Consider the following 25515-nt stretch of genomic DNA (forward strand, 5'->3'; position numbering starts at 1 on the left):
GAGGCCATGGAGCGCAAGAGCTTCGCGGACATGCACTGCTCGGTCGCCCAGTGCCTCGAGGTCGTCGGCGAATGGTGGACGATGCTGATCGTCCGGGACGTCTTCCTCGGCGTGACCCGCTTCGACGACTTCCAGCGGCGGCTCGGGATCTCCCGCAACATCCTCAACGCCCGCCTCACCCGGCTGGTCGAGGCGGGTGTGCTGACCAGGCAGCCCTACCAGGACAATCCCGCCCGCTACGACTACCGGCTCACCGACAAGGGCCGCGACCTGTGGCCCGTGCTCACCGCCATGCGGGAGTGGGGCGACCGGTACGCCGCGCCCGACGGCCCCCCGCTGGTCCTGCGGCATACCGGTTGCGGGGAGACCTTCCACACCGCCCTCACCTGCTCGCACTGCGGGGAGCCGGTCGGCCTGCGCGACGTGCGCGCCCACGCCGGCCCCGGCGACCTCGACGGCACCGTCCACTCGACCCGCCGGGAGACCACCGGCGTCGGCGGCGTCACCGCCGTCACCGGCGGGCGGGAGGGGTAGGCGTGCGCCCGACGGACCTGCTGCTGGTACGGCACGGCGAGGCGCACTGCAACCTCGCCTGGATCGCCGGTGGCGACCTGGGCTGCACCGGCCTGACCGACCGCGGCCGGGTCCAGGCCGCCGACCTCGCCCGCGGGCTGCGCGCCCTGCACGACGACCGGCCGGTCGACGCCGTCTACGTGGCCCCCCGGCTGCGGGTGCGGCAGACCGCGGAGATCATCCACGGGGAGCTCGGGTTACCAGCGGCGACAGCCCCCTGCCGTTCGGTTTCTCCGTCGCGCACGCGTCGCTGACCTGGTGGTCGCACCGCTGGTCCTCGGCGGGCAGCACCCGGTGGTCGCTCGTGCTGCACGGCGGCGTCGACGGCTTCGACCGGATCCGCCCCCACCGGGAGAACCGCAGCTGACCGCGGCTCCCGACTCAGCTGCGGTTCGCGGTCACCGGGTACCGCGGGCCGTCGCCGCGGGCGAAGCCGGTGAGGTTGGCCATCGTCACCTCGGCGATGCGGGTCAGCGCGTCCACCGTGAAAAAGCCCTGGTGACCGGTCACCAGCACATTCGGGAACGTCAGCAGCCGGGCGAACAGGTCGTCGTCGAACGCGCCGTGCTCGGAGCGGTCCTCGAAGAACAGCGCGCTTTCCTCCTCGTAGACGTCGATCCCCAGCGCGCCGATCCGGCCCGACTTGANGGCGGCGATGACCGCCCGGGTGTCCAGCAGGCCGCCGCGGCTGGTGTTGATCAGCATGACGCCCGGTTTCACCCGGGTGAGCGCGTCGGCGCCCAGGAGATGGTGGGTGGCCGGGGTCAGCGGGCAGTGCAGGGAGACGATGTCGGACTCGGCGAGCAGGCGCCGCAGGTCGACGTACTCGACACCGAGCGCCTCGCAGGCCGGGTTCGTCCGCACGTCGTGCGCGAGCACCCGGCAGCCGAAGCCGGTCATGATCCGCGCGAACACCGTCCCGATCTCGCCGGTGCCGACCGCGCCGACGGTCCGGCCGTGCAGGTCGAAGCCGAGCAGGCCGGACAGCGCGAAGTTGTACTCGCGTACCCGGTTGTAGGCCCGGCACAGATGCCGGTTCAGCGCCAGGATGAGGGCGACGGCGTGCTCGGCGACCGCGTACGGGCTGTAGGCGGGCACCCGCGCGACCGTCACGCCGAGGCTTTCGGCGTGGGCGACGTCCACGTTGTCGAAACCCGCCGAGCGCAGCGCCACCAGCCGGACGCCGCCGGCGGCCAGCACGTCGAGCACCGGTGCCGAGACGTCATCCTCGACGAACGCGCAGACCGCGGTGCTGCCCGCGGCCAGGCCGGCCGTGCGAACGGTCAGCCGGTGTTCGAGAAAGTCCAGGTCGACGCCCTCGGGACGGGCCGCGCCGAGGAAACGACGGTCGTAGTCCTTGGCCGAGAAGACCGCAACCCGCACCTGCGCCCACCTGTTTCCCCCCGGGCCGAGGTCGCGCGGCACCGCCCGCCGCACGACCATGACTGCCATGACGGACCCTATTCGTTCCGGCTCGGATCCCCGGAAGGCCCCGGCCGCGCGCCGCGCCGTCGAGGTGTTCACCCGGGCCTACGGGATGCCGCCGCGCTTCGTGGTCCGGTCGCCGGGCCGGGTCAACCTGATCGGCGAGCACACCGACTACAACGACGGTCTCTGCCTGCCGGTGGCGGTCGATCTGGAACTGTGCCTCGCCGTCGCGCCCTGGCCGCCGGCACCGGGCTCAGCGGAACCAGGCCCCGCGGAACCGGGCTCGGTGAGTCCGGCGGGTCGTGGCCTGCGGGACAGGCGGGTCGAGGTCGTGTCCGAGCATCGCGGGGAGCCCGCGGTCGTTCGGTTGCCACCGCCGGTTCCGCCCCCGCCCGGGCCGCCGCGCCGGGCGCCCGGGGCCCAGCAGGGCTGGGCCGGCTACGTCGAGGGGGCCGTGGTGATGACGGCCGCCGCGGCGGCGGCCCAGACCGGCGACGCCGCCCAGACCGGCGACGCCGCGGGCCGGGGCGGTGCGGCCGACCTGTGCGGATGGCGCGGGGCGGTGGCCAGCGACCTGCCGCTCGGTGCCGGGCTGTCGTCGTCGGCGGCGCTGGAGCTCGCCGTCGCGCGGGCCTGCGCCGAGGTCTGGGAGCTCGGCTGGGAGCCGGTGGAGGCGGCCCGGCTGGCCCAGCGGGCCGAGAACGCCTGGGTGGGGGCGCCGACGGGCCTGCTGGACCAGCTCGCCTGTGCCGCCGCCGCCGCCGGCCACGCACTGCTCATCGACTTCCGTGACCTCACCACGTCACCGGTGCCGATGCCGGACGGGGTCGTGGTCGCGATCGTCGACACCGGCACCCGCCGCGAGCTGGTCACCAGCGCGTACGGCGAACGGCGGGCCGACTGCGAACGGGCCGCGGCCGGCCTGGGCGTGCGGAGCCTGCGCGACCTCGACGACGCCCTGCCCGCCGACGCGGCCGGGCGGCTCGATCCGGTCGCGCTGCGGCGGGCGCGGCATGTCGTGACCGAGAACGGGCGGGTCGAGGCGCTTGCCGACGCCCTGCGCCGGGGCGACCTGCCGGCCGCCGGCGCCGTCCTGCTCGCCGGCCACGAGTCGATCCGGGACGACTTCGACGTCTCCGGCCCGGAGCTGGACGCCGCGGTCGACGCCTGCCGCTCCGCCCCCGGCTGCCACGGCGCGCGGATGACCGGCGGCGGGTTCGCCGGCTGCGTCGTCGCGCTGGTCGACGCCCGGCACGGGGAGCGGTTCACCGGCGCCGTGCTGCGCGACTACCGGTCGCGGACGGGCCGACCGGGAGCCGTCCACCTGTGCGCGCCGGTGGCGGGAACCTCGCTGCTGCGCCTGTGAACCGCTGCGGCCCTGACGCCCGGCCGTCAGTAGATGAACTGCTTGCCGCCCTTCATCACGAACGGCACCCGGCGCAGGACGTTGATGTCCTCCAGCGGGTTGCCGGTGACGCCGATGATGTCGGCGAGCAGGCCCTCGGCCAGCCGGCCCCGGTCGGTGACGTCGATCAGGTCCGCGCCCACGATCGTCGCGGCCTGGATCGCCTGCAGCGGGGTCATCCCCCGGTCGACCAGGGCGACGAGTTCGAGCGCGTTCTTCCCGTGCGGGATCGCCGGCGCGTCGCTGCCGACCGCGATCTTCACGCCGGCCTCGATCGCGTTGCGGATCGAGGCCTTGGCCTTCGGGAAGATCATGGCGGCCTTCGCCTGGATCTGCGGCTCGGAGCTGCGCAGCACCGGCATGTCGTCGATCAGCGCCTGGGTCGCGACGACCCAGGTGCCCTCCTTGACCAGCAGGTTGATCGTGTCGTCGTCGATCATGAAGGCGTGTTCGATGCAGTCGACGCCGCACTCGACCATCTGCCGCACCGCCACCGAGCCGTGGGTGTGCGCGGCGACCCGCAGGCCGCGGCGGTGCGCCTCGTCCGTGATCGCGCGCACCTCCTCGTCGGAGTAGTGCCGCGCGCCGGAGGGCCCGCTGTGCGACATCGCCCCACCGGACCCGCACATCTTGATGACCTGGGCACCGTGCTTGATCTGGTGCCGGACGGCCTTGCGGACCTCGTCGACCCCGTTGGCCAGACCCTCCTCGACGGTCAGCCCAAGCACGTGCGGGGCGAACTTGCCGAACATCGTCGGGTCGAGGTGCCCACCGGTCGGTGAGATGGCGTGGCCGGCGGGCACGATCCGCGGGCCGTCGATCCACCCGGCGTCGATCGCGTTCGCCAACGCGACGTCCAGCAGGTAGCCGCCGGTCTTGCAGAACAGGCCGAGGTTACGCACCGTGGTGAAGCCGGCCCGCAGGGTGCGGCGGGCGTTCTGGGTCGCGCGCATCATCCGGGTCGGCGGGTCGTCCCGCACCTGCCCGGTCAGGNGGTGCTCGCCGGGCCCGCCCATCAGCAGGTTGAGCTCCATGTCCATCAGACCGGGCAGCAGGGTGAGGTCACCGAGGTCGATGACCTCACCCTCGGGCTTGCCGCCGAGGCCGACGATCCGCTCCCCCTCGATCTTCACGATCCCGGGACGGATGATCTCCCCGGTATCGACATCGAGCAGGCCTGCAGCCTTGAGCGTCAACATCGCGCGTCCTCCTCGTCGCCAGTGCCCTCGTCGCCTGTGCCCGCGGCGTCGGTGCCGCGGCGTCGGTGCCGCTGCCTCAGTACCGCTACCTCAGTACCGCTACCTCAGTGCCCGCCGCGACCGGCCGCGGATCGACCTCCGCAGCCAGCGCAAACCACGTTCTCAGCGCAGAGCATCAGGTTTTCACACCTGGACGCGAGACGAAAGGCCGACCCCGCCGGAATGACGGGTCAGCCGCTCTGGGGCTTGGTAAAATCCATGCGCAGCCGGGTCAGCTTCTGCCGGCTGATCCGCCAGGCGCCGCCGACCTTCGCGTAGGTCTCGTGGTAGTGACCGAACCCGAGCAGCTCCGTCCCGTCCGGGAACCGGACCCGGTCCTCCATCGCCCAGATCCCGGTCGCCGACGACGGCGAGGTCAGCGTGATCTCNGGGGTGTGGCAGTGGTGGACGGTGACGCTGCCCTCGAGCGCCGGTCGCAGGAACTCCAGAAAGGCGTCACCACCGGTGATGACGGTGCCACCGGAGTCGGCGACGTCCAGCACCACGTCGTCGGTGAACAGCTGACGGAAGTCATCCCAGCTCTTCGTGTCCAGTAACCGGCAGTAGCGGGCCTTGAGCTGCCTGATCTCCTCGAGGTCGTCCATCCGCGCCGCTCCCTCTCCTTGGGCCTGGCTCCGCCGGTCTCGCGACCGACCCGGAACCCCGCTCCGCCCTGACGGCAATGCCAGGGCATCCGGTGCAGAATCCCGCATCGGCGACTCCGGTGCACGACCGCCGGACGCACGACCGCCCGATTCGACGGCGGGNGCGACGACCACCTCACTCGCGGGCCGCCGGCAGGCCGGTGACGAGGACGACGTGGAGGGTCCGCGGGCCGTGGACTCCCTCGACCCGGTTGAGCTCGATGTCGCTGGTGGCGCTCGGTCCGCTGATCCAGGTCTGCGGGCGGAGCGGGTCGAGCCGGTCGACGGCGTCCGGCACGTCGGCCACGACCTGGTCGGCGCGGACCACGCAGACATGCCTGTCCGGGACGAGGGTGAGCGCGCGGCGGCCCTCGCCGGGGCCGTGGGTGAGCACGATCGTCCCGGTCTCTGCGACGGCCACCGAGGCGGTGGTCACCACGGCGTCGAGCAGGTCCAGCTCGCCCGGCGACTGGCCGACGTCCGCGACCGCGCCCGGCACCGGCCACGGGAACCCGGCGGGCACGAGCACCGCGGACGTGCCGGCGAGGGCTGCCGCGAGCGCGGCGGGGACGTCGCCGGGGCCGGCGCAGCGGGTGACCAGCGCCCGGTAGTCCCGCACGCGGCCGACGAAACGCTCCAGGAGATCCGCGTCCGCGGGGCGGCCGGGGACGCGCTCCCGCCAGGCCGGCACGCGCGGCGCCCCCGCCACGGCGCGGCGCACCCGGGCGAGGATCTCGTCACGCGCACCGGTCACGTCTGATCTCCGTCCACCCGGTCACCGGCCACCTGATCTCCGGCCACCCGGCCGCCGTTCGTGCGCCGCCACCACCCGCGGAACGGCTCGGGAGCGGGCGCCGGCAGGTCCCGGGCGGCACTCCAGGCGCGGCCCGGCCCGGGCACCCGGGTGATCGCAGGGCGTCCCTGGGCGGTGGTCCGGCCGCGCCGGGTGAGCAGCCGGCCGGCGGCGCCGGCGAGCCTCTCGACGGCATGCAGGCGGCCGGCTCGGCCGAGGACCCAGGCCGCCCCCTTCATCGCGACCGCCTCACCGGCATGTCCCGACCGCCCCAGCCGCGACCGACCCAGCCCCGACCGACCCGGGGTCCGCCGGGAAGGACCTCCCCGGCGCGCGTCGACGACCTGGGCACGCAGATCGACGAGGATCTCCGGGATGTCGATGCGCACCGGGCAGACGTCGAGGCACGCACCGCACAGCGTGGAGGCGTACGGCAGCGAGTCGACCTGCTCGTCCACGCCGACGCCGCGCAGCAGCGGGTTGAGGATCGCGCCGATGGGGCCCGGGTAGACCGAGCCGTAGGCGTGGCCCCCGGTGCGCTCGTACACCGGGCAGACGTTGAGGCAGGCCGAGCAGCGGATGCAGCGCAGCGCCTGGCGGCCGACCTCGTCGGCCAGCGCCCGCGTGCGCCCGTTGTCCAGCAGCACGACATGGACCTCCCGCGGCCCGTCACCGGGCGTCACCCCGGCCCAGGTCGACGTGTAGGGGTTCATCCGCTCCCCCGTCGCCGACCTGGGCAGCAGCCGCAGGAAGACGTCCAGGTCGGACCAGGTCGGGACGACCTTCTCGATGCCGACGACCGACACGAGGACCTCGGGCAGGGTGAGGCACATCCGCCCGTTGCCCTCCGACTCGACGACGACCAGCGTGCCGGTGTCGGCGACCGCGAAGTTGGCCCCGGAGACGGCCATCCGCGCCGAGAGGAACTTCTCCCGCAGGTGCAGCCGGGCGGCCTCGGCCAGCCGGGCCGGGTCGTCGGTCAGGCCGTCGGGGGCCGGGCGGCCGACGGCGGCCATCTCCCGCGTGAAGATGTCGCGGATCTCGGTGCGGTTGCGGTGGATGGCCGGCACCAGGATGTGCGAGGGCAGGTCGTGCCCGAGCTGCACGATCAGCTCGGCCAGGTCGGTCTCCCAGGCACTGACGCCGTGGGCGGCCAGCGCCTCGTTGAGACCGATCTCCTGGGTGGCCATCGACTTGACCTTGACCACCTCGTCGACGGCGTGCCTTTTCGCGATGTCCACGACGATCGCGCAGGCCTCGGCCGCGTCGCGGGCCCAGTGCACGACCGCGCCGCGGGCCAGCAGGGACGCCTCCAGCCGCAGCAGATGCTCGTCGAGGTGCCGCAGCGTGTGGTCCTTGATCGCGGCGCCGGCGTGCCGCAGCCGCTCCCAGTCGTCGACCTCGGCGACGACCGAGGCCCGCCGGCGCCGGATCGTGCCGGTGGCGAAGGCGAGGTTGCGCCGCAGCTGGTCGTCGGCCAGCGCCGTCCGCGCCGCCGCGGGGAACACCGGCGTCCCCAGAAAGGTTCGGGTCATCGGCCGCCCTCCGCCGCCACCGGCGCGTCGGCCTCCGTGGCGGCGAGCACCTCGGCGAGGTGCAGCACCCGCACCGCGGAGCCGGCCCGCGAGAGCAGCCCGCCGATGTGCATCAGGCACGAGGAGTCACCGGCGACCAGCACCTCGGCGCCGCTGGCCTCGACGGCCCGAGCCTTGTCCCGGCCCATGGCCACCGACACGGCCGGGTTCTTGACCGCGAAGGTGCCGCCGAAACCACAGCACGACTCGGCGTCCGCCAGTTCGACGAGGGTCAGGCCGCGCACCTCCCGCAGCAGCCGGGCCGGCCGGTCGCCCACCCGCAGCAGCCGCAGCGAGTGACAGGTCGGGTGGAGCGTCACCGTGTGCCGGAAGGTCGCGCCGACATCGGTCACCCCGAGGACGTCGACGAGGAACTCGGAGAGCTCCAGGATCCGTGGCGACGTGGCGGCGACGGCGCGCCGCAGCCCGGGGTCGCCCGAGCGCCGCGCCACGAGCGCGTGCTGGTGGCGCACCGACCCGACGCACGAACCCGACGGGGCCACGATGTGGTCGTAACCTCCGAAGGCCGAGACGAAGGTGCGCACCACGGGCACGGCCTCCCGGAGGTAGCCGCTGTTGGTCATCGGCTGGCCGCAGCAGGTCTGGGCCGCGGGGAACTCGACCTCCACGCCCAGCCGCCGCAGCACCGTCACGACGGCTCGCCCGGCGTCGGGGAACAGTCCGTCGTTGAGGCAGGTCACCATCACGGCCACCCTCATCGGCCCGCGCCTCCTTCCCGTCCGGCCCGCGCATCCCTGTCCGGCCCGCACATCTTCCCGCCCGGACCTCCCACCCGGCCCGTCCCGAAGTCGACCCGCCCCAAAGTCCACCTGCCGGGTGGGGATTGCGCAAGGTCGCCTACTCGCGAATGCTTACCTCACATGGACTACCGCGTACTCGGCCGCACCGGCGTGCGGGTCTCCCCGCTCTGCCTGGGTGCGATGATGTTCGGGGCCTGGGGCAACCAGGACCACGACGACTCCGTAAAGATCATTCACCGGGCGTTGGACGCCGGCATCAACTTCATCGACACCGCGGACATCTACGCCAACGGGGAGTCGGAGGAGATCGTCGGCAAGGCGCTCGCCGGCCGCCGCGACGACGTCGTGCTCGCGACCAAGCTGTTCATGCCGATGGGGCCGGACACCAACCAGCGGGGCCTGTCGCGGCGCTGGATCGTCGCCGAGGTGGAGAACAGCCTGCGGCGCCTGGGCACCGACTGGATCGACCTCTACCAGGTGCACCGGCCCGACCCGTCGACCGACATCGACGAGACGCTCGGCGCGCTCACCGACCTCGTCCGGGCCGGCAAGATCCGCTACTTCGGCAGCTCGACGTTCCCGGCGCACGAGGTGGTCGAGGCCCAGTGGGTGGCCGAGCGGCGGGGCCGCGAGCGGTTCGTCACCGAGCAGCCGCCGTACTCGCTGCTGGTGCGCGGCATCGAGGCGGACCTGCTGCCGGTGGCGCAGAAGTACGGGCTCGGCGTGCTGCCGTGGAGCCCACTCGCCGGCGGCTTCCTCTCCGGCCGCTACACCCGCGGCGGCGGCGAGGTCACCAGCACCCGGATGGCGCGGGTACCGGACCGGTTCGACCTGTCCATCCCGGCCAACCAGCGCAAGGTGGACGCCGCGATCGCGTTCGGCGACCTCGCGGCCGAACTGGGCATCACGCTGATCGAGCTGGCGCTGGCGTTCGTGCTGCGCCACCCGGCGGTCACATCGGCCATCATCGGCCCGCGCACCATGGAGCATCTGGAAAGCCAGCTCACGGCACCGGACGTCGTCCTGGACACCGCGACGCTGGACCGCATCGACGAGATCGTCCCACCGGGCGTGGACGTCAATCCGCAGGACGCCGGCTACGTGCCGCCGTCCCTCGCGGATCCCGCCCTCCGCCGCCGCTGATCCGCCGCCACTGATCCGCCGCCGGCCCCGCGGCACGAGGCGCGGGGCCGGCGCGGGGCGACGCGGGGCGGGTGATTGCGCCGCCGCGCATTCCCGGTGCGGCGCTGGGTTGACGGCGGGCTTCGCCCCGCCCGAAACTGGCGAAGTCGAGGTCGAAGTCGAAGTCAGTTTCTGACGGCGCATCGGCGCGCGCCGGCCGCGACGCAACCGTGCGGGGAAGGCGGACCGGTGACCGACACCAACGCGGACGACCTCTACTACGACCCGTTCGACTTCGAGATCGACAACGACCCGTACCCCCTCTGGCGCCGGCTGCGCGACGAGCGGCCCCTCTATTACAACGAGCGCTACGAGTTCTACGCGCTGAGCCGTTACGAGGACGTCGCGCCCGCCCTCACCGACTGGCATACCTACCGGTCGGGGAAGGGCTCGGTCCTGGAGGTCATCCGGGCCGGCCTCGAGATCCCGCCGGGTGTGATCCTCTTCGAGGATCCGCCGCTGCACGACATTCATCGCGGCCTGCTCGCCCGGGTGTTCACCCCGAAGCGGATGAACGCCCTGGAACCGAAGATCCGGGAGTTCACGGTGCGCTGCCTCGACCCGCTGGTCGGAGCGGAGACGTTCGACTTCGTCCGCCAGCTNGGTGCCCAGATGCCGATGCGCACCATCGGCTTCCTCCTCGGCATCCCGGAGGCTGAGCAGGAGGCAATCCGGGACACCCTGGACCGGAACATGAACCTGGAGGAGACCGACTCCGAGGACATGTACCAGGACGGTTTCCTCGACGGTTCGATGTTCGCCGACTACATCGACTGGCGGGCGGAACACCCGTCCGACGACCTGATGACCGAACTGCTCAACGCCCGGTTCGAGGACGAGACGGGAACGTCCCGGCAGCTGACCCGCACCGAGATCCTCACCTACGTGATGCTGCTCGCCGGCGCCGGGAACGAGACCACCACCCGGCTGATCGGGTGGACCGGCAGGTTACTGGCGGAACACCCGGACCAGCGCCGGCAGATCGCCCAGGACAGGTCGCTGGTCCCGAACGCGATCGAGGAGATCCTGCGGTTCGAGGCGCCGTCACCGATCCAGGCCCGTTACGTGGCACGCGACGTCACGCACCACGGCCAGACCATTCCAGAAGGCAGCATCATGACGCTGCTCAACGGGTCCGCGAACCGCGACGACCGGCACTTCCCCGACGCGGACCGCTTCGACATCCACCGCCGGATCGACCGCCATCTGTCCTTCGGCTACGGCATCCACTTCTGCCTCGGCGCCTCCCTCGCCCGGCTGGAGGGACGGGTCGCGCTGGACGAGATCCTGAACCGCTGGACCGACTGGGACGTCGACTGGGCGGACGCCAAGCTCGCCCACACGTCCACCACCCGCGGCTGGGAACGCCTGCCGGTCTCGATCGGCTGAGCCCTCACTCGGCGGCGCGACCCGGCTGGCGGCCGCGAGCGGCGAGCGGCGAGCGGCGGCTCCTCTTGACGCGAGCCCCACCGGCGGAATATCAAAGTCGACACCGGTATCGAGATTCTCCGATTCCCGCTCCCTCGACGGCCGGCGAGACACAGGAGTTGACGCCGTTCTGACCGCCGCCTTCGCCACCGACGACATCATCGCGCTCCGCGACGCGCTGCGCGGGACGCTCGGGACCGGCTGGCAGGAGCTCCCGTCCACGGTCGAGACCACCTGGCACGCCCGGTGGCCCGCGCTGGCCGAGCTCGGCCTGCCCGGCTTCTGCGTGCCGGAGGAACAGGGCGGCTTCGGCCTGCGGGCCGATGTCGCCGCCGCCGCCGCGATGGAGCTCGGCGCCGCGCTGCACCCCAGCCCGTTCGCCGGCCTCACCGCCAGCGCCTACGCCCTCGCCCACACCGCCGGCGGCCCCGACACCGGCCACGCGGGCACCAGCGACGCGGCCGCCGGTGAGCTGCTGGCCGACCTCCTGGCCGGCAGCCGGATCTGCGCGTTCGGGCGGCTGCGGCCCGACGGGCGGGTCGCGTATCTGGTCGACGGCGCGCCGGAAGCCGAGGCCCTGCTGCTCCTGGACACCACGCGCGACGAGCTGCTCCTGCTCACCGACCCGCGGGACTGGGCGGCCGACCCGTCCCGCCACCGCTTCGACATCTCCCGGTCCTGCGCCGACATCACCGTGCGGCCGGGCCGGGGGCACCGGCTCCCGGCCCCCGCCCACACCGCCGCGCTGTACGAGCTACTGCTCGCCGCCGACGCCGTCGGTGGCACCCGGCGCGTCCTCGACCGCACGGTGGCGTACGCCGGCCAGCGCCAGGCGTTCGGCCGGCCCATCGGCGGTTTCCAGGCGGTGCAGCACCGGCTCGCCGAGCATGCCGTGCGGGTGCGGGGCCTGACCCTCGTCGTCGCCGAGGCCGCCCGCGGCTTCGGGACGGATCCGCGCGAGACCGCGCGGTCAGTCGCGCTGGCCTCCCTGAGCGTGAGCTCGGGTGCGTCGAGCATTCTGCACGACCTGCTGCAGCTGACCGGTGCCATCGGCTTCACCTGGGAGTACGGGCTGCACCTGTTCCAGCGCCGGGTGCACCAGGACGCCCGGCTGGCCGCGAACCCACGGGCCGCCGCCCGCTCGCTCGCCGACACCGAGGGGTGGACCGATGCCCGCTGACGTCGAGGAGTACCGCGCCCGCGTCCGTGCCTTCATCGCCGAGCACGGCGTGCCGATGCGGGGCGAGGGCGTTCGGGTCCCCGCCGACACCGCCGAGGAGCGGGCGATCCGCGGCTGGCTGCGGGCCCTGTACGACGCCGGCTTCCTCGGGGCCGGCTGGCCGGTCGAGCGGGGTGGCAGCGCGGACCATCACCCCCTGCACGACCTGGTGCTGATGGAGGAGCTGATCCGCGGGGACGCCTACCGCCCGCTCGACCAGGTGATGCTCTCCAGCCACGCCATCCTCGAGTTCGGCTCCGACGAGCAGAAGGACCGGTTGCTGCCACGCATCCGCGCGGGCGAGCACATCTGGTGCCAGCTGTTCAGCGAGCCGGACGCCGGCAGCGACCTCGCCTCGCTGCGCACCCGCGCCGTGCCGGACACAGGCGCGGGCGGCGGTTTCACCGTCACCGGCCAGAAGATCTGGAGCACCGACGCCCAGTGGGCCGACATGGGCATGCTGCTCGCCCGCACCGACCCCACCGTCAACCGCCACGCCGGCCTGACCGCGTTCGTCGTCCCCATGGACCTCCCCGGCATCGAGATCCGCCCGGTCCGGGAGATGACCGGCTACGCCGAGTTCTGCGAGGTGTTCCTGGACGGCGTGCGCCTCGGCCCCGAGCACGTGCTCGGTGAGGTGAACGGCGGCTGGCAGGTCGTGACCTCGGGGCTGGCGTCCGAGCGGGCCTTCGTCGGCGCCAACGCCGTCCAGCTGGAGCGGATGTTCGACGACCTGGTCGCGCTGGCCCGCGCCGCGCGGCACCCCGACGGCACCGCCGCCATCGGGCACGAGGACGTCCAGGCCACGCTCGCCGAGGCGCTCGCCCGCATCGAGGAGGTGAAGCTCATCGTCCGGGACACCGTCGAGCGGATCCTGGTGGACGACGAGCATCCCAGCGACGGCCCGGTCGCCAAGCTGGCCTACGCCGAGACGAACGTGGCCCTGACCGAGACGGCGATGCGGATCATCACCTCCGCGGTGTCCGTCGATCCCGAGGGTGTCGAGGTCGCCGACCGCTGGTACCACAACTTCCTCTGGGGACGGGCCCTGACGATCTCCGGCGGCGCCTCGGAGATCATGCGCGGGCTGATCGGCCGCCAGCTCCTCGGCCTCCCCCGCGCCTGAGCGCCCGGAGCGCCCAGGCCCAGGCCCAGGCCCGGGTCCGCGGTGCCGCGGGTCAGCGCAGGGACGCGATGACGGTGTCGCCGAACGCGGCCAGAGTCGCCGGCTGCGCGAAGTCGCAGAACCAGGCGTAGACCCGCTCGACGCCGCGCTCGGCGAGCCCGCCGAAGTAGTCCACGAGCTGTGGGCCGTCGCCGACGACCACGCCGGTGGTGCCGAACCGTCGTGCCGCGAGTTGCGCCACCGCGTCGCGCTGGTCCTCCGACGGGACGAACGCCACCCGCACCTGCATCGACACCTGGGCCCGGCCGGCATACGCCCGCATCTCGTCGAGTTTGTCGAGGATGCCGATGTGCACGTTCCACCAGTCGGCATGCGCGGCGACCAGTTCCATCGTCTTCGGCCCGGCACCGCCGAGCTGGATCGGGATGTGCCCCAGCGGCACCGGCGCCTGCCGCGCGCCGCGCAGCTGGAAGAACTCGCCGTCGTAGTCGACGGCCTCGCCCGTCCACAGCGCCCGCAGGATCTCCAGGGTCTCGCCCAGCCGCCGCACCCGCAGCCGGCCGGCGGGCAGCGCCGCCCCGTAGGAGACGATCTCGCTGGCCCGCGAGCCCGTGCCGAGCCCGAGCTCGTAGCGGCCGCCGGAGAGATGGTCGAGGGAGACCGACTCCTGGGCGAGGACGGCCGGGTGGCGGAAGACATCGCAGAGCACGAGCGAGCCGACGGTCAGGCGGGAGGTGTGCGCCGCCAGCCAGGTGTTGGTGACCGACGCGGCGAACATCGGCTGGTCCTCGGCGAGCGGCGGCGCCAGGTGGTCCATACCGGCGACGCCGTCGAAGCCGGCGGCCTCGGCGGCCCGGGCCCGCTCGACGAGCTGCCCGGGGCTCAGCCTCATCTGCGGCAGGTAGAGATGGAACTGCACGGAACACCGATCCCTTCATGACGCCGCGCACCACGCCCACCACGGCCCCCGCCCGCAGGCTGCGGGCTGCGGGCTGCGGGCTGCGGGCTCAGCTGGCGTATCGCGCCGCGGTCCGCCGCCTGATCTCCGCTTTGATGATCTTGCCGGTGGAGGTACGGGGGAAATCGTCGACGGTTTCGACGTACTCGGGCAACTTCTGCCGGCCCAGCCCAGCCGCGGCCAGCAGCTCGCGCACCGCCCCGACCCCGGGGGCGGGCGTTCCCGGCGCCAGCCGCAGCAGGGCGCAGGGCTGTTCGCCGAGCCGGGTGTCGGGCACCGCCACCACCGCCACCTCCAGGACCTCGGGCATCACCCTGAGCAGGAGCTCCTCGACCTCGGCGGCGCTGATGTTCTCCCCGCCGCGGATGATGACGTCCTTCTTCCGGTCGGTGATCGTCAGGCGGCCGTCGCGGTCGAGGACCCCGATGTCCTCGGTGCGGTACCAGCCGTCGGCGTCGAAGGCCGCCCGGGTGAGCTCGGGATCGGTGTAGCCGACGCAGCAGTCCGGCCCTCGGGTCCAGATCTCCCCGGGCTGCCCCGGGGCTACGGGCCGACCGTCGTCGTCCAGCAGCCGTAGTTCGACGCCGTCGAGCGGGCGGCCGTCGGTGCGCAGCCGTTGCCGCTCGTCATCCTCGTGGCGCGAGCCGGTGACGGACGGATGCTCCGTGGAGCCGTACATGCGCACCACCGACACTCCCGCGGCCTTCGCCTTCGCGGTGACGGCCGTGGGCACGGTGGCGCCGCCCAGCCCGGCGAAGCGCAGGTACCGCAGGTGCTCGTCGGTCAGGTCCGGATGGTCGAGCAGGCTGGTGAGGAAGTAGGTCGCCCCGGAACCGGCCGTCAGGTGGTGGCTGAGCATGGTCGCGAGCACCCGGGCGGGGTCCCAGACGTCGATGAGGTTGACGGGGGCACCCCGCAGCACCGGGATGAGCAGCGAGCCGATCATGCCCATGAAATGGCCGACCGGCGTGCCGACCAGCGACGGCAGCCCGCCGTTGGCCTCCGTTCCGCCGAGCTGGCGCACCTCCGCGCCCAGGGTCTCGTGCGAGTGGATGACGCCCTTGGGGTCGGCGGTCGTCCCGGAGGTGTAGGCGATGAGCACCGGCGAGTCGGGGCTGGGGACGGCGGGGCGGGCCAACGACGGGCCGCGTTCGAGCTCCTCGAACGGCACCGCGCCCGCGGGCAGCGGGCCCCCGCCCGCCCCGACCCCGACCACGGCGACGACCGCCAGCGAGGGGGCCCGCGCGCAGACACTTTCGAGATCATCCAGGTAGTCCCGCCGGCCGAAGCGCGCGGCCGTGACGAAGGCGGCGACCTCGGTGCGCCGCAGGATGTAGGAGACCTCCTTCGGGCCGTAGAAGTGCACGATCGGCACGACCACGGCGCCGAGGAAGGTGCTGGCGTAGAAGGCGACGGCGGCCTCCGCCCAGTTGGGGAGCTGGAAGGCGACCGCGTCGCCCTCCCGCACGCCGCGCGCCGACAGCCCGCCGGCCAGTGCCAGCGCCCGCGTGCGCAGCTCGCCGAACGTCCCCTCCCACGGCCTCTCCAGCGAGTGGATTCGCAGGATCTGCTCGGCGTGCTCGACGAGCGCCTCGTTGATCCGCTCGCCCATCGTGGTGCCGTCCCACCGGCCCAGGCGCCGCCACTGTTCCGCCAGCTGGTCCGGAATCTTTCTGCTCTCCCAGCGGGGCACGGGATCTCCTTCTCGGCTCGGCCTTATCTCCCTCTCGGCTCGGCCTCGACCTCAGCGCGGGGGCCGGTCCGCCAGGCCGTCCGGGGTGATGAACCGGCACCGGCAGCCGCTGATCCGCCAGCCGTCGGACGTCCGGACGAGCTCGTCGGTGTACACGGCGCTGCGGGGGACGCCGTCCGCACGGTCGATGAAGAGCAGGTTGCGCGTGGTGCGAGCGGTGTCGGGGCCGCGCATCTCGATCACCGGCGGGCCGCCCAGGTGCAGGCCGCCGGGCGCGGCGCTCATCATCGCGCGCAGGCCGTCGTGCCCGTCGAAGGAGCGCCCGTACACCTGGTAGCTGGCGTCCTCGGTGAACAGGCTAACCCAGCCATCCACGTCGTCGAGGTCGAGGGTGAGGCAGTAGCGGGCCAGCAGATCCGCGATCGCCACCTGGTCCACCGGGGACGGCAGGGCCGGCGGAGACGACGGGGCCGGCGGAGACGACGGGGCCGGCGGGGNGGCTGGCGCGGGGNGGGGAACCGCTGGAGTGGACGACATCGGAGCTCCTCCTGCCGGGGGCGTCACGCCGGGCTCGCCGCCGTGCCGGGTGGGTCCAGGGTCAGCGCGTCGCGCCGGGCGATCCGCCAGTGGCCGTCGACCCGGCGCAGCTCGTCGTGGTAGCGGCCGGCGAGATCCAGCACCGGGCCGGCGGCGCCGGGGCGCAGGAAGACGAAGTCCGAGACGCACCGGGCCGTGTCACCCGCCGGGGAGACGTCCAGGTTGAANGTCAGGTGCTTGCCCCGCAGCTCGGAGCGGCCCTGGGTGCGCTGGAAGAACGTGCGCAGTTCCTCGGTGCCGCGGGCTACCAGCCGGCCGAAGGTGAACACGGCGTCCGGTGTGAACAGCGCGAGCAGCCCGGTGAGGTCGCCGTCGTCGCAGCGGTGGCAGTAGCGGGCCAGCGTCGCCTGCACGGCCAGGGTGTCGGCGACGGCGCTGCCGGCGGAAGGCCCGCCCGTCTGCGGCCCGCCCATGTCAGGCCATCGTGTAGCGGACGGGCAGCCGCTTGGGCCCACCGACGAACATCGCCTCCATGTACTCGGGCGTCCCGGCCAGCTCGATCGAGCGGACCCGGGAGATCAGCTCGGCGTAGAGCGCCTGGCCCTCCAGCCGGGCCAGGTGGGTGCCCAGGCAGTAGTGCGCGCCGAACCCGAAGGCGACGTGCCGGTTCGGGGACCGCCCGACGTCGAAGGAGTTCGGGTTGTCGAAGACGTCCTCGTCGCGGTTGGCCGACGGGTAGGACAGCAGCACCGACTCGCCGGCGGCGATCCGCACCCCGCGTACCTCGGTGTCCTCGGTGGCGGTGCGCATGAACTGCTTCACCGGGGAGACCCAGCGGATCATCTCGTCGAACGCGGTCGGCACCAGGGACGGGTCGTCGACCAGGCGCTGCCACTGCCCCGGGCTCTCCACCAGGGCGTGCAGACCACCGGCGAGCGCGGCGCTGGTGGTGTCGTGCCCCGCCGTCGCGATCAGGGTGTAGTACCCGGCCGCCTCCAGCTCGTTGATCCGCTCGCCGCGGATCGTCGCGTTGGCGATCACGGAGCCCAGGTCGTCGGTGGGGTTGGCCCGGCGCTCGGCGATCAGCGCCTGGAAGTAGTTGAAGAAGTCGATCAGGGCGGCCATCTGCGCGCTCTTGTCGCCGCCGCGGGCCAGTTCCTCGTCGTCCGCGCCGAACAGCTCCTGGGTGAGCCGCAGCATCAGCGGGAAATCCTCCTCGGGCAGCCCGAGCAGGGAGAGGATCACATACAGCGGGTAGTGCGCGGCGACATCCCGGAAGAAGTCGCACTCGCCGCCGAGGTCGGCCATGTGGTCCACATAGCGCTTCGCCAGCTCCGCGATGCGGTCCCGCAGCCGGCGTACCCCGGCCGGTTTGAACCAGTCGGCGCTCACGTGCCGGTAGACCGGGTGGTCCGGCGCGTCCATCTGCACCAGCGAGCGGATGGGGATCTTCTCCCGGTCGGCGTCCTTGGCCTTGGGGCCGAGTGCCGGCCGGGGCGCGTTCAGCCAGATGTCGGAGGCGCGGGAGATGGCCATGACATCCTCGTGCCTGGTGATCGCGTAGAACGGGTTGAACCGCTCGTGCTCGACGAGGTGCACCGGCGACTCGCGGCGCAGCAGCGCGGTCGCGGCGCGGAAACGCGCGTCGTCCGCGTAAGCCCGCGGATCGGTGAAGACGCTGGCTGCCGCCGCGATATCCATGCTTGTCTCCTCGACATCCACCGGCCGCGGCGCAGAGCGCCCGAACCGCGCCCGAACCGCCCGCCGTCGCCCGACATTAACATCGATGTCGAGTTTGACAACAGGGGTGCGCCAGCACGGTCGGGAACGGCGCGGGCGCCCTCGGGGTCAGGAGCGGGCGTTCGCCGCGCCGCCGGACGACGGCCCCGTCCGCACCTGGCGGTACGGCACGTTGCGGTCCAGCGCCTGCTCCCGCGGCATCCCCAGCACCCGTTCGCTGATCACGTTGCGGGCCACCTCCGTCGTGCCGCCACCGATCGAGGCGATCTGGCGCAGCAGGTAGCTCGTGCCCAGACCGCCGAGGGAGTCCTCGCCCTCCTCGGCCGCCACCGCGGCGGGGCCGGCCAGCTCGAACCCGATGGTCGCCAGCCGCCCCATGGTGACGCCGTGCATGAGCCGGCCGACCGCCGCCAGCTGCTCTGTCGCCTTCCCCTCGCTGATGACGGCGTGCAGCCGCTGGTCGAGCGCGTGCATCGCCGTCCGCAGCAGGTGCGCCTCGCCCACCAGCTCCCGCGCCGACGGGTCGGCCAGCCGCCCGGCCCGCTCGGCGAGCTGGAGCAGCCCGCCGCCCGGATCGCCGTACGTCTCCACGTCACCGGCGGGCCGGAGGGCGAACGGGGACGAGCTGAACGAACGCTCGTGGAACAGCCAGCGGGTGGCGACCGTCCAGCCGTCGTCGACCTCGCCGATGCGGGCGCTGTCCGGCACCCGCACGTCGGTCAGGAACTCCTGGCAGAACTCCTTGTTGCCGTCGAGCATCTCGATCCGGGAGACCTCGATCCCCGGCTGGTGGATCGGCAGCATGAACACGGTGAGCCCGCGGTGCTTGGGCACATCCCAGTTCGTGCGGGCCAGGCACAGCCCCCAGTCGGACCACCAGGCACCCGTCGTCCAGATCTTCGAGCCGTTGAGCACCCACTCGTCGCCCTCGCGCACCGCGCTCGTCTTCGCGCCCGCGACGTCCGACCCCGACCCCGGCTCGGACAGGAACTGCATCCACAGCTCCTCCCCCCGCAGGATCGCCGGGAGGTGGGCGGCCTTCTGCTCGTGCGTACCGAACTCCAGGATGACCGCGGCGCACGGCGTCATCGTCGGAACCTGCAGGCGCGACGGGTACCGGTAGCCGGCGAGCTCCTCGTTGAACGCCTCGGCGTGCTCCCGGGTCAGCCCCTGGCCGCCGTACTCCTTCGGGAAGCAGAGGCCGGCGAACCCGGCGTCGAACAGCAACCGTTGCAGCCGGCGGTCCTGCGCGACCTCGGCCAGCTCCTCCTCGTCCGGCCGGACGACGAGCCGCCCCGTGGCGCCCGGCGCCGACCGCGGCATGTTCTCCCGCAGCCAGCCGCGGGCCCGCAGCCGGAACTCCTCGACCGACTCGATGCCGCCGCCCGCCACGGCTGCGCCGCCCGTCTCGGCTGCGCCGCCCGTCTCGGCTGCGCCGCCCGTCTCGGCTGCGCTACCTGCCTCCGCTCCCCCAACGCTCACGCCGCGGCCCTCCGTGCGATGTCCCTGGCTTCGAGAATGCTGGTGATCCGGAGGCGGTGTTCGCGAGGCGTGCCCAGAAGCGCGCTGCCGACGACCGTCCGGCGCAGGTAGAGGTGCAGGTCGTGCTCGAAGGTCACGCCGATGCCGCCGTGCAGCTGGACGCAGTCCTGGCACAGCTCGGGGCCGTGGTGCCCGATGTAGGCCTTCGCCGAGCTGACCAGCTCGGCGGCATCCTCGGCGTCGCCCTGCACGGCGGCCGCGGCCGCGTCGGCGAGGGCGTGGCTCACCTCCAGCCACATCTTGAGATCGGCGAACCGGTGCTTCAGCGCCTGGTAGGAGGCCAGCGGCCGGCCGAAGGAGTAGCGGTCGGCCGCCCAGGCGACCGTCAGCTCGAACGCCCGGTCCATCGCCCCGACCATCTCGGCGGTCTGGATGACCAGGGCGATCGCCAGCTGCCGCTCCAGCGCGGCGGACGCCCCGCCGGGCACGCCCACGACCGCCGCCGCGGGCAGCCGGACGTCGCGGAAGTCCACCCGGGCGAAGCGGCGGGTCAGGTCGAGTGTGCGCAGCGGCGTCACCGTGACGCCGTCGGCGCCGGCGGGCACGAGCAGCTGCGTCAGGCCGTCCCCGGTCCGGGCGGTGACCAGGAAGTAGTCGGCCTGGGCGCCGTGCTCCACCGGGGCCTTCACGCCCGAAAGCACCCACTCCGCCCCCGCGGCCGCGGCGGTCGCGGTGACCTCGCCCAGCCCGTCGTGCGGCGCGGGCTCACTCACGCACCAGGCCGCGACGGCCTCGCCCGCACAGATCCGTTCCAGCGCCGCGCCGCCGGCGGGGTCGGCCCCCGTCGCCCCGGAGCCGGACGCGGACAGCGCTGCGGACAGCGCGGCGGCGACGACGTTGCCGCCCAGCAGCGGGCCGGGCGCGGCGTGGCGGCCGAACTCGTACGCGACGAGCGCCAGGTCGCGCAGGCCCTCGCCGCTGACGCTCCCGCCGCCGTGCTCCTCGGCCACCAGCAGCGACGCCCACCCCAGCTCGGCCCCGGTCCGCCAGTAGCCCGGCGCGTACCCCCGCGGGTCGTGCCGCAGCTCGCGCAGCACCTCGCCGGGCACGCTCGCCTGCAGGAACTTCCGGGTCGTGCCGACCAGAAGTTCCTGGTCGGCGGTGAGTCCCACTTTCATGCATTCCTCCGGTCGTTCATCCGCGCCGCGTCCGCGGCGGCTCAGGCGAGCGAGATGCGCAGGACGTCGAGGGCGTTGTCGCGGGCCACGCGCCGGACGTCCTTCTCGGGCAGTCCGGCCAGCGAATCGGTCAGGAAGTCGACGGGTTCGCGGGTGCCCTCGGCGTGCGGCCAGTCGGACCCGAGCAGCAGGCGGTCGACCCGGACATCCGCGATGAGCTCGTCGATGTGGTCCTCCCAGAAGGGCGTGATCCACACGTGCTCGCCGAAGGTGTCGCGCGGGTGCTCCCGGAAGTAGCCCGGATTGCGGTTGGCGGCGTCGTCCAGCCGGTGCAGCAGCTCGGGGACCCAGGAGGCGCCGTTCTCCACGCTGGCGAACCGCAGGGCGGGAAAGCGGTCGAAGACCCCGTGGCAGACCGCGGCGGCGTAGAAGTCGCTGACCGCCCGGCCCTTCGTGACGATGCCGCGCAGCGGGGAGCGGAACAGCGAGGTCTCCTCGCCGCCCGGCTCCCACATCTGCACCAGGGCGTCGTAGCCGTCGAGGCCGGCGTGGGTCGCCACGGCGATGCCGGCCTCGGCGGCCAGGCCCCAGAACGGGTCGTACCCCGGGTCGAACGGCGATCGGTAGCCCCCGGCCACCGGCACCGGCGCGTTGCGGACGTTGACGGCGACGGCTCCGGCGTCGATCAGCCGCCGCAGCTCCTCGACGGCGAACGCGGGGTCGAGCAGCGGGACGTAGGGCACCGCGAACAGGCGGCCCTCGTACCGGTAGCCCCAGTCGTCGTCCAGCCACCGGTTGAACGCGCGGAACACCTTGCCGGCGGCGTCGGGGTCACGCCGGAGCGCGTCCTCGAGCCCGACTCCGAGGGTCGGGAACAGCAGCATGCCGGCGAGGCCCTGTTCGCCCATCACCCGCAGCCGGCTCGCCCGGTCGCGGTACTCGGGGCGCAGCGGCTCCAGCTCGCCGAAGGCGTCCTTGATCATCTGCTGGCGCGGGTTGCCGCGGTACCAGTCGAACAGCGCGCCGGGCTTCGCCACGGGGTCGAACGTGGGGTTGGCGATGTAGGAGTTGAGCGTGCCCCCCACGAGCAGGCGGCGCCGGCCGTTGACCTCGGCCCAGCGGACACCGCGGTTGCGCAGCGTCGGGTCCTGGTACCTGGTGAAGGCGTCCTCGGCCTCGTAGTAGTGGTTGTCGAAGTCGAAGATCCACGGTTCGGCCGCCGGACTGGTCACGATCCACCTCGCATCCCGATCACTGTGCACGCGCTCCGAAAAGAGTATCGAGGTCGACGTCGATGTCGACAACAACGGACGAGGTCGGCGGCCGGAGAGGGCGGGCGGAGGCGCGGCGCGATCTAGTCAGTCTGCCCCGTGACGAGCGCGGCCTGCAGGCCCGAATCGACCGGGACGTTCACGCCGTTGAGGTACCCGGACGCGTCCGAGCCGAGGAAGGCCAGGACCTGCGCGACCTCCGTCGGCGTGGCCGGCCGCCCGTTGCCCTGCCGGACCGACCAGTCGATGATCTCGTCGGTCATGGTGCGGCGGAAGTCGGGCAGCAGCGGGGTGCTCACCGGGCCGGGGCAGGCACTGTTGATCCGCGTCCTCGCCCAGCTGGCCGCCCTGGCCGCGTACATCGTGTAGAGCTGGGTGCACTGCTTGGAAAGCGCGTACGCGTCGGCCGCGTGCTCGGGATGGGTGTCCAGCCAGCCGAGGGCCTCGTCCCAGTCGTCGATCGCCAGCAGCCCGAGCAGCTCGTCCTTGTGCGCCGGCCAGCCGATGCCCGCCATCGACGAGGTGATGACGACGGCGCCGCCGGTGGGCATCCGCCCGGCCAGCCCCTGGGTCAGCCGCCGCACCGCCAGGTAGTTCACGCTGAAGACCACCGGCGCCGGCTGCGTACCGGCGACCCCGGCGTTGTTGAACAGGACCTGGACCGGCCCCTCGATCTCCGCGAGCGCGGCGTCGACGCCCGCCGGTGAGGACAGGTCGGCCCGGATGAAGCGATCGACCTTGCCGTCCGGCGGCTGCCGGTCGACCACGGTGACGTCCGCGACGTCGAGCTCGGCGAGCACGTCCAACAGGGCCGCGCCGATACCGGAGGCACCGCCGGTGACGACGACCCGCTTCCCCTGGTAGCTGAAGGGATGTGCCACGGGACCTCCATCGTGGAAATCGGTTGGGCGCCGACCGGACGACGCGGTGCCGGTGCTGGTGCTGGTGCCGGCCGCGGGCCGCGGGCCGCGGGCCGCGGGCGCGTCAGGACGCGAGCAGGTCGAGGACTCCCAGATCCTGGATCGCGGCGCAGGCGTTCGCGGCCATGGACAGGAACATGCGGTCGGAGCTCTCGGTCGGCGCGGCACTCGCGTACACACACCCGATCATCGTGATCAACGGCCCCTGCAGCATCCCGCGCCGGTAGTCCTCGAAACAGTCGTCCACGGTGTAGCCGGGAACTCCGTGTTCGACGAGCCGCTGGTGGTAGGCGGCGACCAGCGCGGCTTCGTGGGTACGCCGGTCGGCCGGCGCGAGGGCGGTGGAGACGAAGTAGGCGAGATCGCGCCCGGGGAACCCGGCCTCGACCGTCTGCCAGTCGACGGCCAGGACATCGGCGCCGCTGTCGCCGGAGCCACCACTGCCACGGCTGTCACCGGCGAACAGCAGGTTGTCGAGCCGGTAGTCGCCGTGCAGCAGCGTGTGGCGGGTGGCGGTGTGCCGTCCCCAGCCGGCGACGAGCCGCGCCGCCCGCAGCAGGGTCTCGGTATCCCGCGGCCCGAGCTGTTCCCGGTAGCGCCCGGTGAAGCCGTCCGCGGCGGCGGTCGCCACCTTCCCGAGGTAGGCCAGCCCGCTGTCGCCGGGACGTGCCAGCCACTCCGCGTCGTCCCGCAGGTGCTCGTCGTTCCAGAACGGCGCGTGCAGACCGGCGAGGTTCTGGACGGCGAGAGTCGCCTGCGCCGGGGTGCAGCCCGCGAGCTGACTGCCGGCCCGGGCCGGGTAAGCGTCCTGGAGCACGAGGGTGAAGCGCAGCGAGTCGCCACTGAGCGCGGCGCTCCAGCACCGCGGCATCCGGATCAGCGCGCGGTGGGCGAAGTGGCTGTAGAAGCCGACCTCGTTCCGGAAGCCGTTGCGTAACCGCCGGCGGACGTCGGGCGCACCGGCGGCCATCTTCACCACCACACTCGCCGGACCCGCACTCGCCGGACCCACGCCCGCCGGAGCCACGCCCGCCGGCCCGGCGGTGTCACCGGGGTCGCCGGCGTAGTCGAGGTGGAAGCGGTAGCTGACGGCGGTCTGGCCGGTGCCGACCGGCTCGAAACGCACGCCGGTGACCTCGGCGTCGCTGCCACCCGCCCGCAGGACGCCGGTCATCAAGGCCGCGGTGATCTCGGCGGGATCGTCGACGATCTCCGCCGCGCCGACGGCGAACCCCGGCTGGGCGCCGACCAGGTCGTGCGTACCGCCGGTCATACCGCCCACCCGGGGTTCGCCGGCAGGCCGCGCACATTCCGCGGACGGATCCCGCGGTAGGCCTCGACCACCGGCGCCAGTTCCGCCGGGGTCGCGCCGTGCATGATCACACCCGTCACGCCCAGGTCGAACTGACGGGCCACGGCCTCGGCGCACTGCCGCGCGGTGCCGGTGGCGCTGGTCGCCAGCCACTCCGGGGGGATGAGTGTCGCGAGGTGCGCAAGCTCCGCCGGGGTCGCCTTGGCGTCGAAGGCACCCCGGAAGCCGCGGACGAACGTGTCGGCCCGGAAGCGCTCCAGCACCGCCGGGTCCCAGTCGTTGACCCGGACCAGCAGATCGCCGTACCCCTGCAGGTACGAGGCGAGCCGGCCGACCGTCTTCAGCAGCCGGCGGTCCGCGGGGATCTCGTCACTGACGGTGGCGAGCACCGACCACACCCGCACGCTCGCCGGATCACGCCCCGCCGACTTCGCCCCCCGGGCGACAGCGGCCAGCGCCTCGGTGACGGCGGCGTCCGAGTAGAAGGTGTGCAGGACGACCGCGTCCAGGCACCGGCCGGCGAGCTCCAGGGTGCGGGTACCGAGCGCGGCGATCAGAATCGGGATGTTCTCGTCGAAGTCCCGGTCCTGGTGCAGGTAGGGGTAGCTGCCCGCCGGGCCGTCGTGCCCGAGCACCAGCTCGCCCCGCCACAGCCGGCGCATCAGCCCGGCGAAGTCCGCCAGCTGCGCGCTGGTGACCGGGGGCAGCCCCAGGGCCTTGAACAGGCCGTCGAAACCGCGGCCGAGCCCGAGCGCGAACCGCCCGCCGGTGAGCCGGTGCATCGTGGTCGCCATCGTCGCGGTCACGATCGGGTGGCGGGTGTTGTGGTTCGTCGCCGCGGTCGCGATGCCGATCGTCTCGCTGGCCGCGCCCGCGGCGCCGGCGAGCACCGCCGCGTCCTTCGTGCTGAACCGCTCCGAGACGAACGCGGAGCCGATTCCCAGCCGCTCGGCCCGGCGCACCTCGTCGACGAGGTCACGCGGGCTGCCGCTGTGCCCGGCGAGCGTGTAGAAACCCAGCTCGGTCAGCGTGTCCTGGGTTGATGTCGTCATC

At 73.1% G+C, this 25515-nt stretch carries 22 protein-coding genes and 7 pseudogenes; 8 read left to right on the plus strand and 21 right to left on the minus strand.

Going from position 1 to position 25515, the window contains the following annotated elements; genetic code table 11:
* The first annotated feature begins 6 nt into the window (after positions 1 to 6).
* On the plus strand, positions 7 to 534 hold the full coding sequence (locus tag UG55_RS06195; RefSeq protein WP_066063994.1) for a helix-turn-helix domain-containing protein: 528 nt from the start codon (positions 7 to 9) through the stop codon (positions 532 to 534).
* Positions 535 to 536: 2 nt separating this feature from the next.
* Complete coding sequence (locus UG55_RS06200) at positions 537 to 827, plus strand: histidine phosphatase family protein (RefSeq protein WP_066063996.1); 291 nt, start codon at positions 537 to 539, stop codon at positions 825 to 827.
* A 127-nt stretch (positions 828 to 954) separates the two neighbouring features.
* Here the strand turns inward: UG55_RS06200 and UG55_RS32930 are convergent.
* Together UG55_RS32930 and UG55_RS06205 are read right to left on the minus strand one after the other, a co-directional pair.
* Positions 955 to 1220: pseudogene (locus UG55_RS32930) on the minus strand (2-hydroxyacid dehydrogenase); the annotation flags it as partial.
* A 1-nt stretch (position 1221) separates the two neighbouring features.
* A pseudogene (locus tag UG55_RS06205) lies at positions 1222 to 1956 on the minus strand (2-hydroxyacid dehydrogenase); the annotation flags it as partial.
* A gap of 67 nt (positions 1957 to 2023) precedes the next feature.
* On the opposite strand from UG55_RS06205, the gene UG55_RS06210 reads away from it, so the two are divergent.
* Complete coding sequence (locus UG55_RS06210; protein ID WP_066063999.1) at positions 2024 to 3367, plus strand: galactokinase family protein; 1344 nt, start codon at positions 2024 to 2026, stop codon at positions 3365 to 3367.
* Between the two features lie 26 nt (positions 3368 to 3393).
* On the opposite strand, the gene UG55_RS06215 is transcribed toward UG55_RS06210, so the two are convergent.
* The 7 genes and pseudogenes from UG55_RS06215 to UG55_RS06235 all read right to left on the minus strand — a co-directional run.
* Positions 3394 to 4399 (minus strand): amidohydrolase family protein (locus UG55_RS06215; protein WP_242423800.1); only part of this gene is annotated, 1006 nt, incomplete at its 5' end.
* A gap of 1 nt (position 4400) precedes the next feature.
* Positions 4401 to 4605: pseudogene (locus UG55_RS32935) on the minus strand (amidohydrolase family protein); the annotation flags it as partial.
* A gap of 230 nt (positions 4606 to 4835) precedes the next feature.
* On the minus strand, positions 4836 to 5033 hold a 198-nt coding region (locus UG55_RS32940; protein ID WP_242423801.1), incomplete at its 5' end, for a nuclear transport factor 2 family protein.
* A 1-nt stretch (position 5034) separates the two neighbouring features.
* Positions 5035 to 5357: pseudogene (locus tag UG55_RS32945) on the minus strand (nuclear transport factor 2 family protein); the annotation flags it as partial.
* Positions 5358 to 5424: 67 nt separating this feature from the next.
* The gene (locus UG55_RS06225; RefSeq protein ID WP_066064008.1) at positions 5425 to 6042 is read right to left on the minus strand and encodes an LUD domain-containing protein; all 618 of its coding nucleotides are present in this window, start codon (positions 6040 to 6042) and stop codon (positions 5425 to 5427) included.
* Positions 6039 to 7616 (minus strand): lactate utilization protein B, encoded by a 1578-nt coding sequence (locus UG55_RS06230; RefSeq protein ID WP_066064011.1) that lies wholly within the window; start codon positions 7614 to 7616, stop codon positions 6039 to 6041. The genes UG55_RS06225 and UG55_RS06230 overlap by 4 nt, the downstream gene beginning before the upstream one ends.
* On the minus strand, positions 7613 to 8374 hold the full coding sequence (locus UG55_RS06235) for a (Fe-S)-binding protein (protein ID WP_066064014.1): 762 nt from the start codon (positions 8372 to 8374) through the stop codon (positions 7613 to 7615). Before UG55_RS06235 ends, UG55_RS06230 begins: the two co-directional genes overlap by 4 nt.
* Before the next feature lie 162 nt (positions 8375 to 8536).
* Here UG55_RS06235 and UG55_RS06240 point away from each other — a divergent pair, with 162 nt between their 5' ends.
* The 5 genes and pseudogenes from UG55_RS06240 (at position 8537) to UG55_RS06255 (ending at position 13371) form a co-directional block, all read left to right on the plus strand.
* Positions 8537 to 9559: an aldo/keto reductase gene (locus UG55_RS06240; RefSeq protein ID WP_066064017.1), complete on the plus strand. Its 1023-nt coding sequence runs from the start codon at positions 8537 to 8539 to the stop codon at positions 9557 to 9559.
* 228 nt (positions 9560 to 9787) lie between these two features.
* Positions 9788 to 10200 (plus strand): annotated as a pseudogene (locus UG55_RS32950) (cytochrome P450); the annotation flags it as partial.
* 1 nt (position 10201) lies between these two features.
* Positions 10202 to 10987, plus strand: a pseudogene (locus UG55_RS06245) (cytochrome P450); the annotation flags it as partial.
* Between the two features lie 217 nt (positions 10988 to 11204).
* Complete coding sequence (locus UG55_RS06250; RefSeq protein WP_128422865.1) at positions 11205 to 12206, plus strand: acyl-CoA dehydrogenase; 1002 nt, start codon at positions 11205 to 11207, stop codon at positions 12204 to 12206.
* Positions 12196 to 13371, plus strand: coding sequence for an acyl-CoA dehydrogenase family protein (locus UG55_RS06255; protein WP_066064025.1), 1176 nt, complete (start codon positions 12196 to 12198; stop codon positions 13369 to 13371). The genes UG55_RS06250 and UG55_RS06255 overlap by 11 nt, the downstream gene beginning before the upstream one ends.
* A gap of 52 nt (positions 13372 to 13423) precedes the next feature.
* Here UG55_RS06255 and UG55_RS06260 read toward each other — a convergent pair whose 3' ends face one another.
* The 12 genes and pseudogenes from UG55_RS06260 to UG55_RS06310 form a co-directional block, all read right to left on the minus strand.
* Entirely contained in the window at positions 13424 to 14290 is an 867-nt protein-coding gene (locus tag UG55_RS06260) for an LLM class flavin-dependent oxidoreductase (protein ID WP_083986460.1), read from the minus strand.
* A gap of 88 nt (positions 14291 to 14378) precedes the next feature.
* The gene (locus UG55_RS06265; RefSeq protein WP_066064026.1) at positions 14379 to 16022 is read right to left on the minus strand and encodes an AMP-binding protein; all 1644 of its coding nucleotides are present in this window, start codon (positions 16020 to 16022) and stop codon (positions 14379 to 14381) included.
* Positions 16023 to 16073: 51 nt separating this feature from the next.
* The gene (locus UG55_RS06270) at positions 16074 to 16460 is read right to left on the minus strand and encodes a nuclear transport factor 2 family protein (protein ID WP_313954583.1); all 387 of its coding nucleotides are present in this window, start codon (positions 16458 to 16460) and stop codon (positions 16074 to 16076) included.
* A 122-nt stretch (positions 16461 to 16582) separates the two neighbouring features.
* Positions 16583 to 16786 (minus strand): nuclear transport factor 2 family protein (locus UG55_RS32955; protein ID WP_242423804.1); only part of this gene is annotated, 204 nt, incomplete at its 5' end.
* Between the two features lies 1 nt (position 16787).
* A pseudogene (locus UG55_RS32960) lies at positions 16788 to 17032 on the minus strand (nuclear transport factor 2 family protein); the annotation flags it as partial.
* Position 17033: 1 nt separating this feature from the next.
* Complete coding sequence (locus UG55_RS06280) at positions 17034 to 18260, minus strand: cytochrome P450 (RefSeq protein ID WP_066064032.1); 1227 nt, start codon at positions 18258 to 18260, stop codon at positions 17034 to 17036.
* 147 nt (positions 18261 to 18407) lie between these two features.
* On the minus strand, positions 18408 to 19691 hold the full coding sequence (locus UG55_RS06285) for an acyl-CoA dehydrogenase family protein (protein ID WP_066064036.1): 1284 nt from the start codon (positions 19689 to 19691) through the stop codon (positions 18408 to 18410).
* An 86-nt stretch (positions 19692 to 19777) separates the two neighbouring features.
* On the minus strand, positions 19778 to 20959 hold the full coding sequence (locus UG55_RS06290; RefSeq protein ID WP_066064041.1) for an acyl-CoA dehydrogenase family protein: 1182 nt from the start codon (positions 20957 to 20959) through the stop codon (positions 19778 to 19780).
* A gap of 41 nt (positions 20960 to 21000) precedes the next feature.
* A complete protein-coding gene (locus tag UG55_RS06295) occupies positions 21001 to 22191 on the minus strand; it encodes an amidohydrolase family protein (RefSeq protein WP_066064044.1) in 1191 nt (396 codons plus the stop codon).
* 122 nt (positions 22192 to 22313) lie between these two features.
* Positions 22314 to 23111: a coniferyl-alcohol dehydrogenase gene (locus UG55_RS06300; protein WP_066064047.1), complete on the minus strand. Its 798-nt coding sequence runs from the start codon at positions 23109 to 23111 to the stop codon at positions 22314 to 22316.
* Between the two features lie 103 nt (positions 23112 to 23214).
* Complete coding sequence (locus tag UG55_RS06305) at positions 23215 to 24423, minus strand: oxidoreductase family protein (RefSeq protein ID WP_083986479.1); 1209 nt, start codon at positions 24421 to 24423, stop codon at positions 23215 to 23217.
* A complete protein-coding gene (locus tag UG55_RS06310; RefSeq protein WP_066064050.1) occupies positions 24420 to 25514 on the minus strand; it encodes a TIGR03857 family LLM class F420-dependent oxidoreductase in 1095 nt (364 codons plus the stop codon). The genes UG55_RS06305 and UG55_RS06310 overlap by 4 nt, the downstream gene beginning before the upstream one ends.
* Position 25515: the final 1 nt, after the last annotated feature.

It is taken from the genome of Frankia sp. EI5c (genome assembly GCF_001636565.1).
In the GTDB taxonomy this organism is placed as follows: domain Bacteria; phylum Actinomycetota; class Actinomycetes; order Frankiales; family Frankiaceae; genus Parafrankia.

Bases quoted from the DNA above. Each gene is read 5' to 3' on its own strand.
- UG55_RS06290 (WP_066064041.1), bottom strand. From the start codon at position 20,959: ATGAAAGTGGGACTCACCGCCGACCAGGAACTTCTGGTCGGCACGACC.
- UG55_RS06240 (WP_066064017.1), top strand. From the start codon at position 8,537: ATGGACTACCGCGTACTCGGCCGCACCGGCGTGCGGGTCTCCCCGCTC.
- UG55_RS06305 (WP_083986479.1), bottom strand. From the start codon at position 24,423: ATGACCGGCGGTACGCACGACCTGGTCGGCGCCCAGCCGGGGTTCGCC.
- UG55_RS06210 (WP_066063999.1), top strand. From the start codon at position 2,024: ATGACGGACCCTATTCGTTCCGGCTCGGATCCCCGGAAGGCCCCGGCC.
- UG55_RS06230 (WP_066064011.1), bottom strand. From the start codon at position 7,616: ATGACCCGAACCTTTCTGGGGACGCCGGTGTTCCCCGCGGCGGCGCGG.
- UG55_RS06310 (WP_066064050.1), bottom strand. From the start codon at position 25,514: ATGACGACATCAACCCAGGACACGCTGACCGAGCTGGGTTTCTACACG.
- UG55_RS06280 (WP_066064032.1), bottom strand. From the start codon at position 18,260: ATGGATATCGCGGCGGCAGCCAGCGTCTTCACCGATCCGCGGGCTTAC.
- UG55_RS06195 (WP_066063994.1), top strand. From the start codon at position 7: ATGGAGCGCAAGAGCTTCGCGGACATGCACTGCTCGGTCGCCCAGTGC.
- UG55_RS06255 (WP_066064025.1), top strand. From the start codon at position 12,196: ATGCCCGCTGACGTCGAGGAGTACCGCGCCCGCGTCCGTGCCTTCATC.
- UG55_RS06235 (WP_066064014.1), bottom strand. From the start codon at position 8,374: ATGAGGGTGGCCGTGATGGTGACCTGCCTCAACGACGGACTGTTCCCC.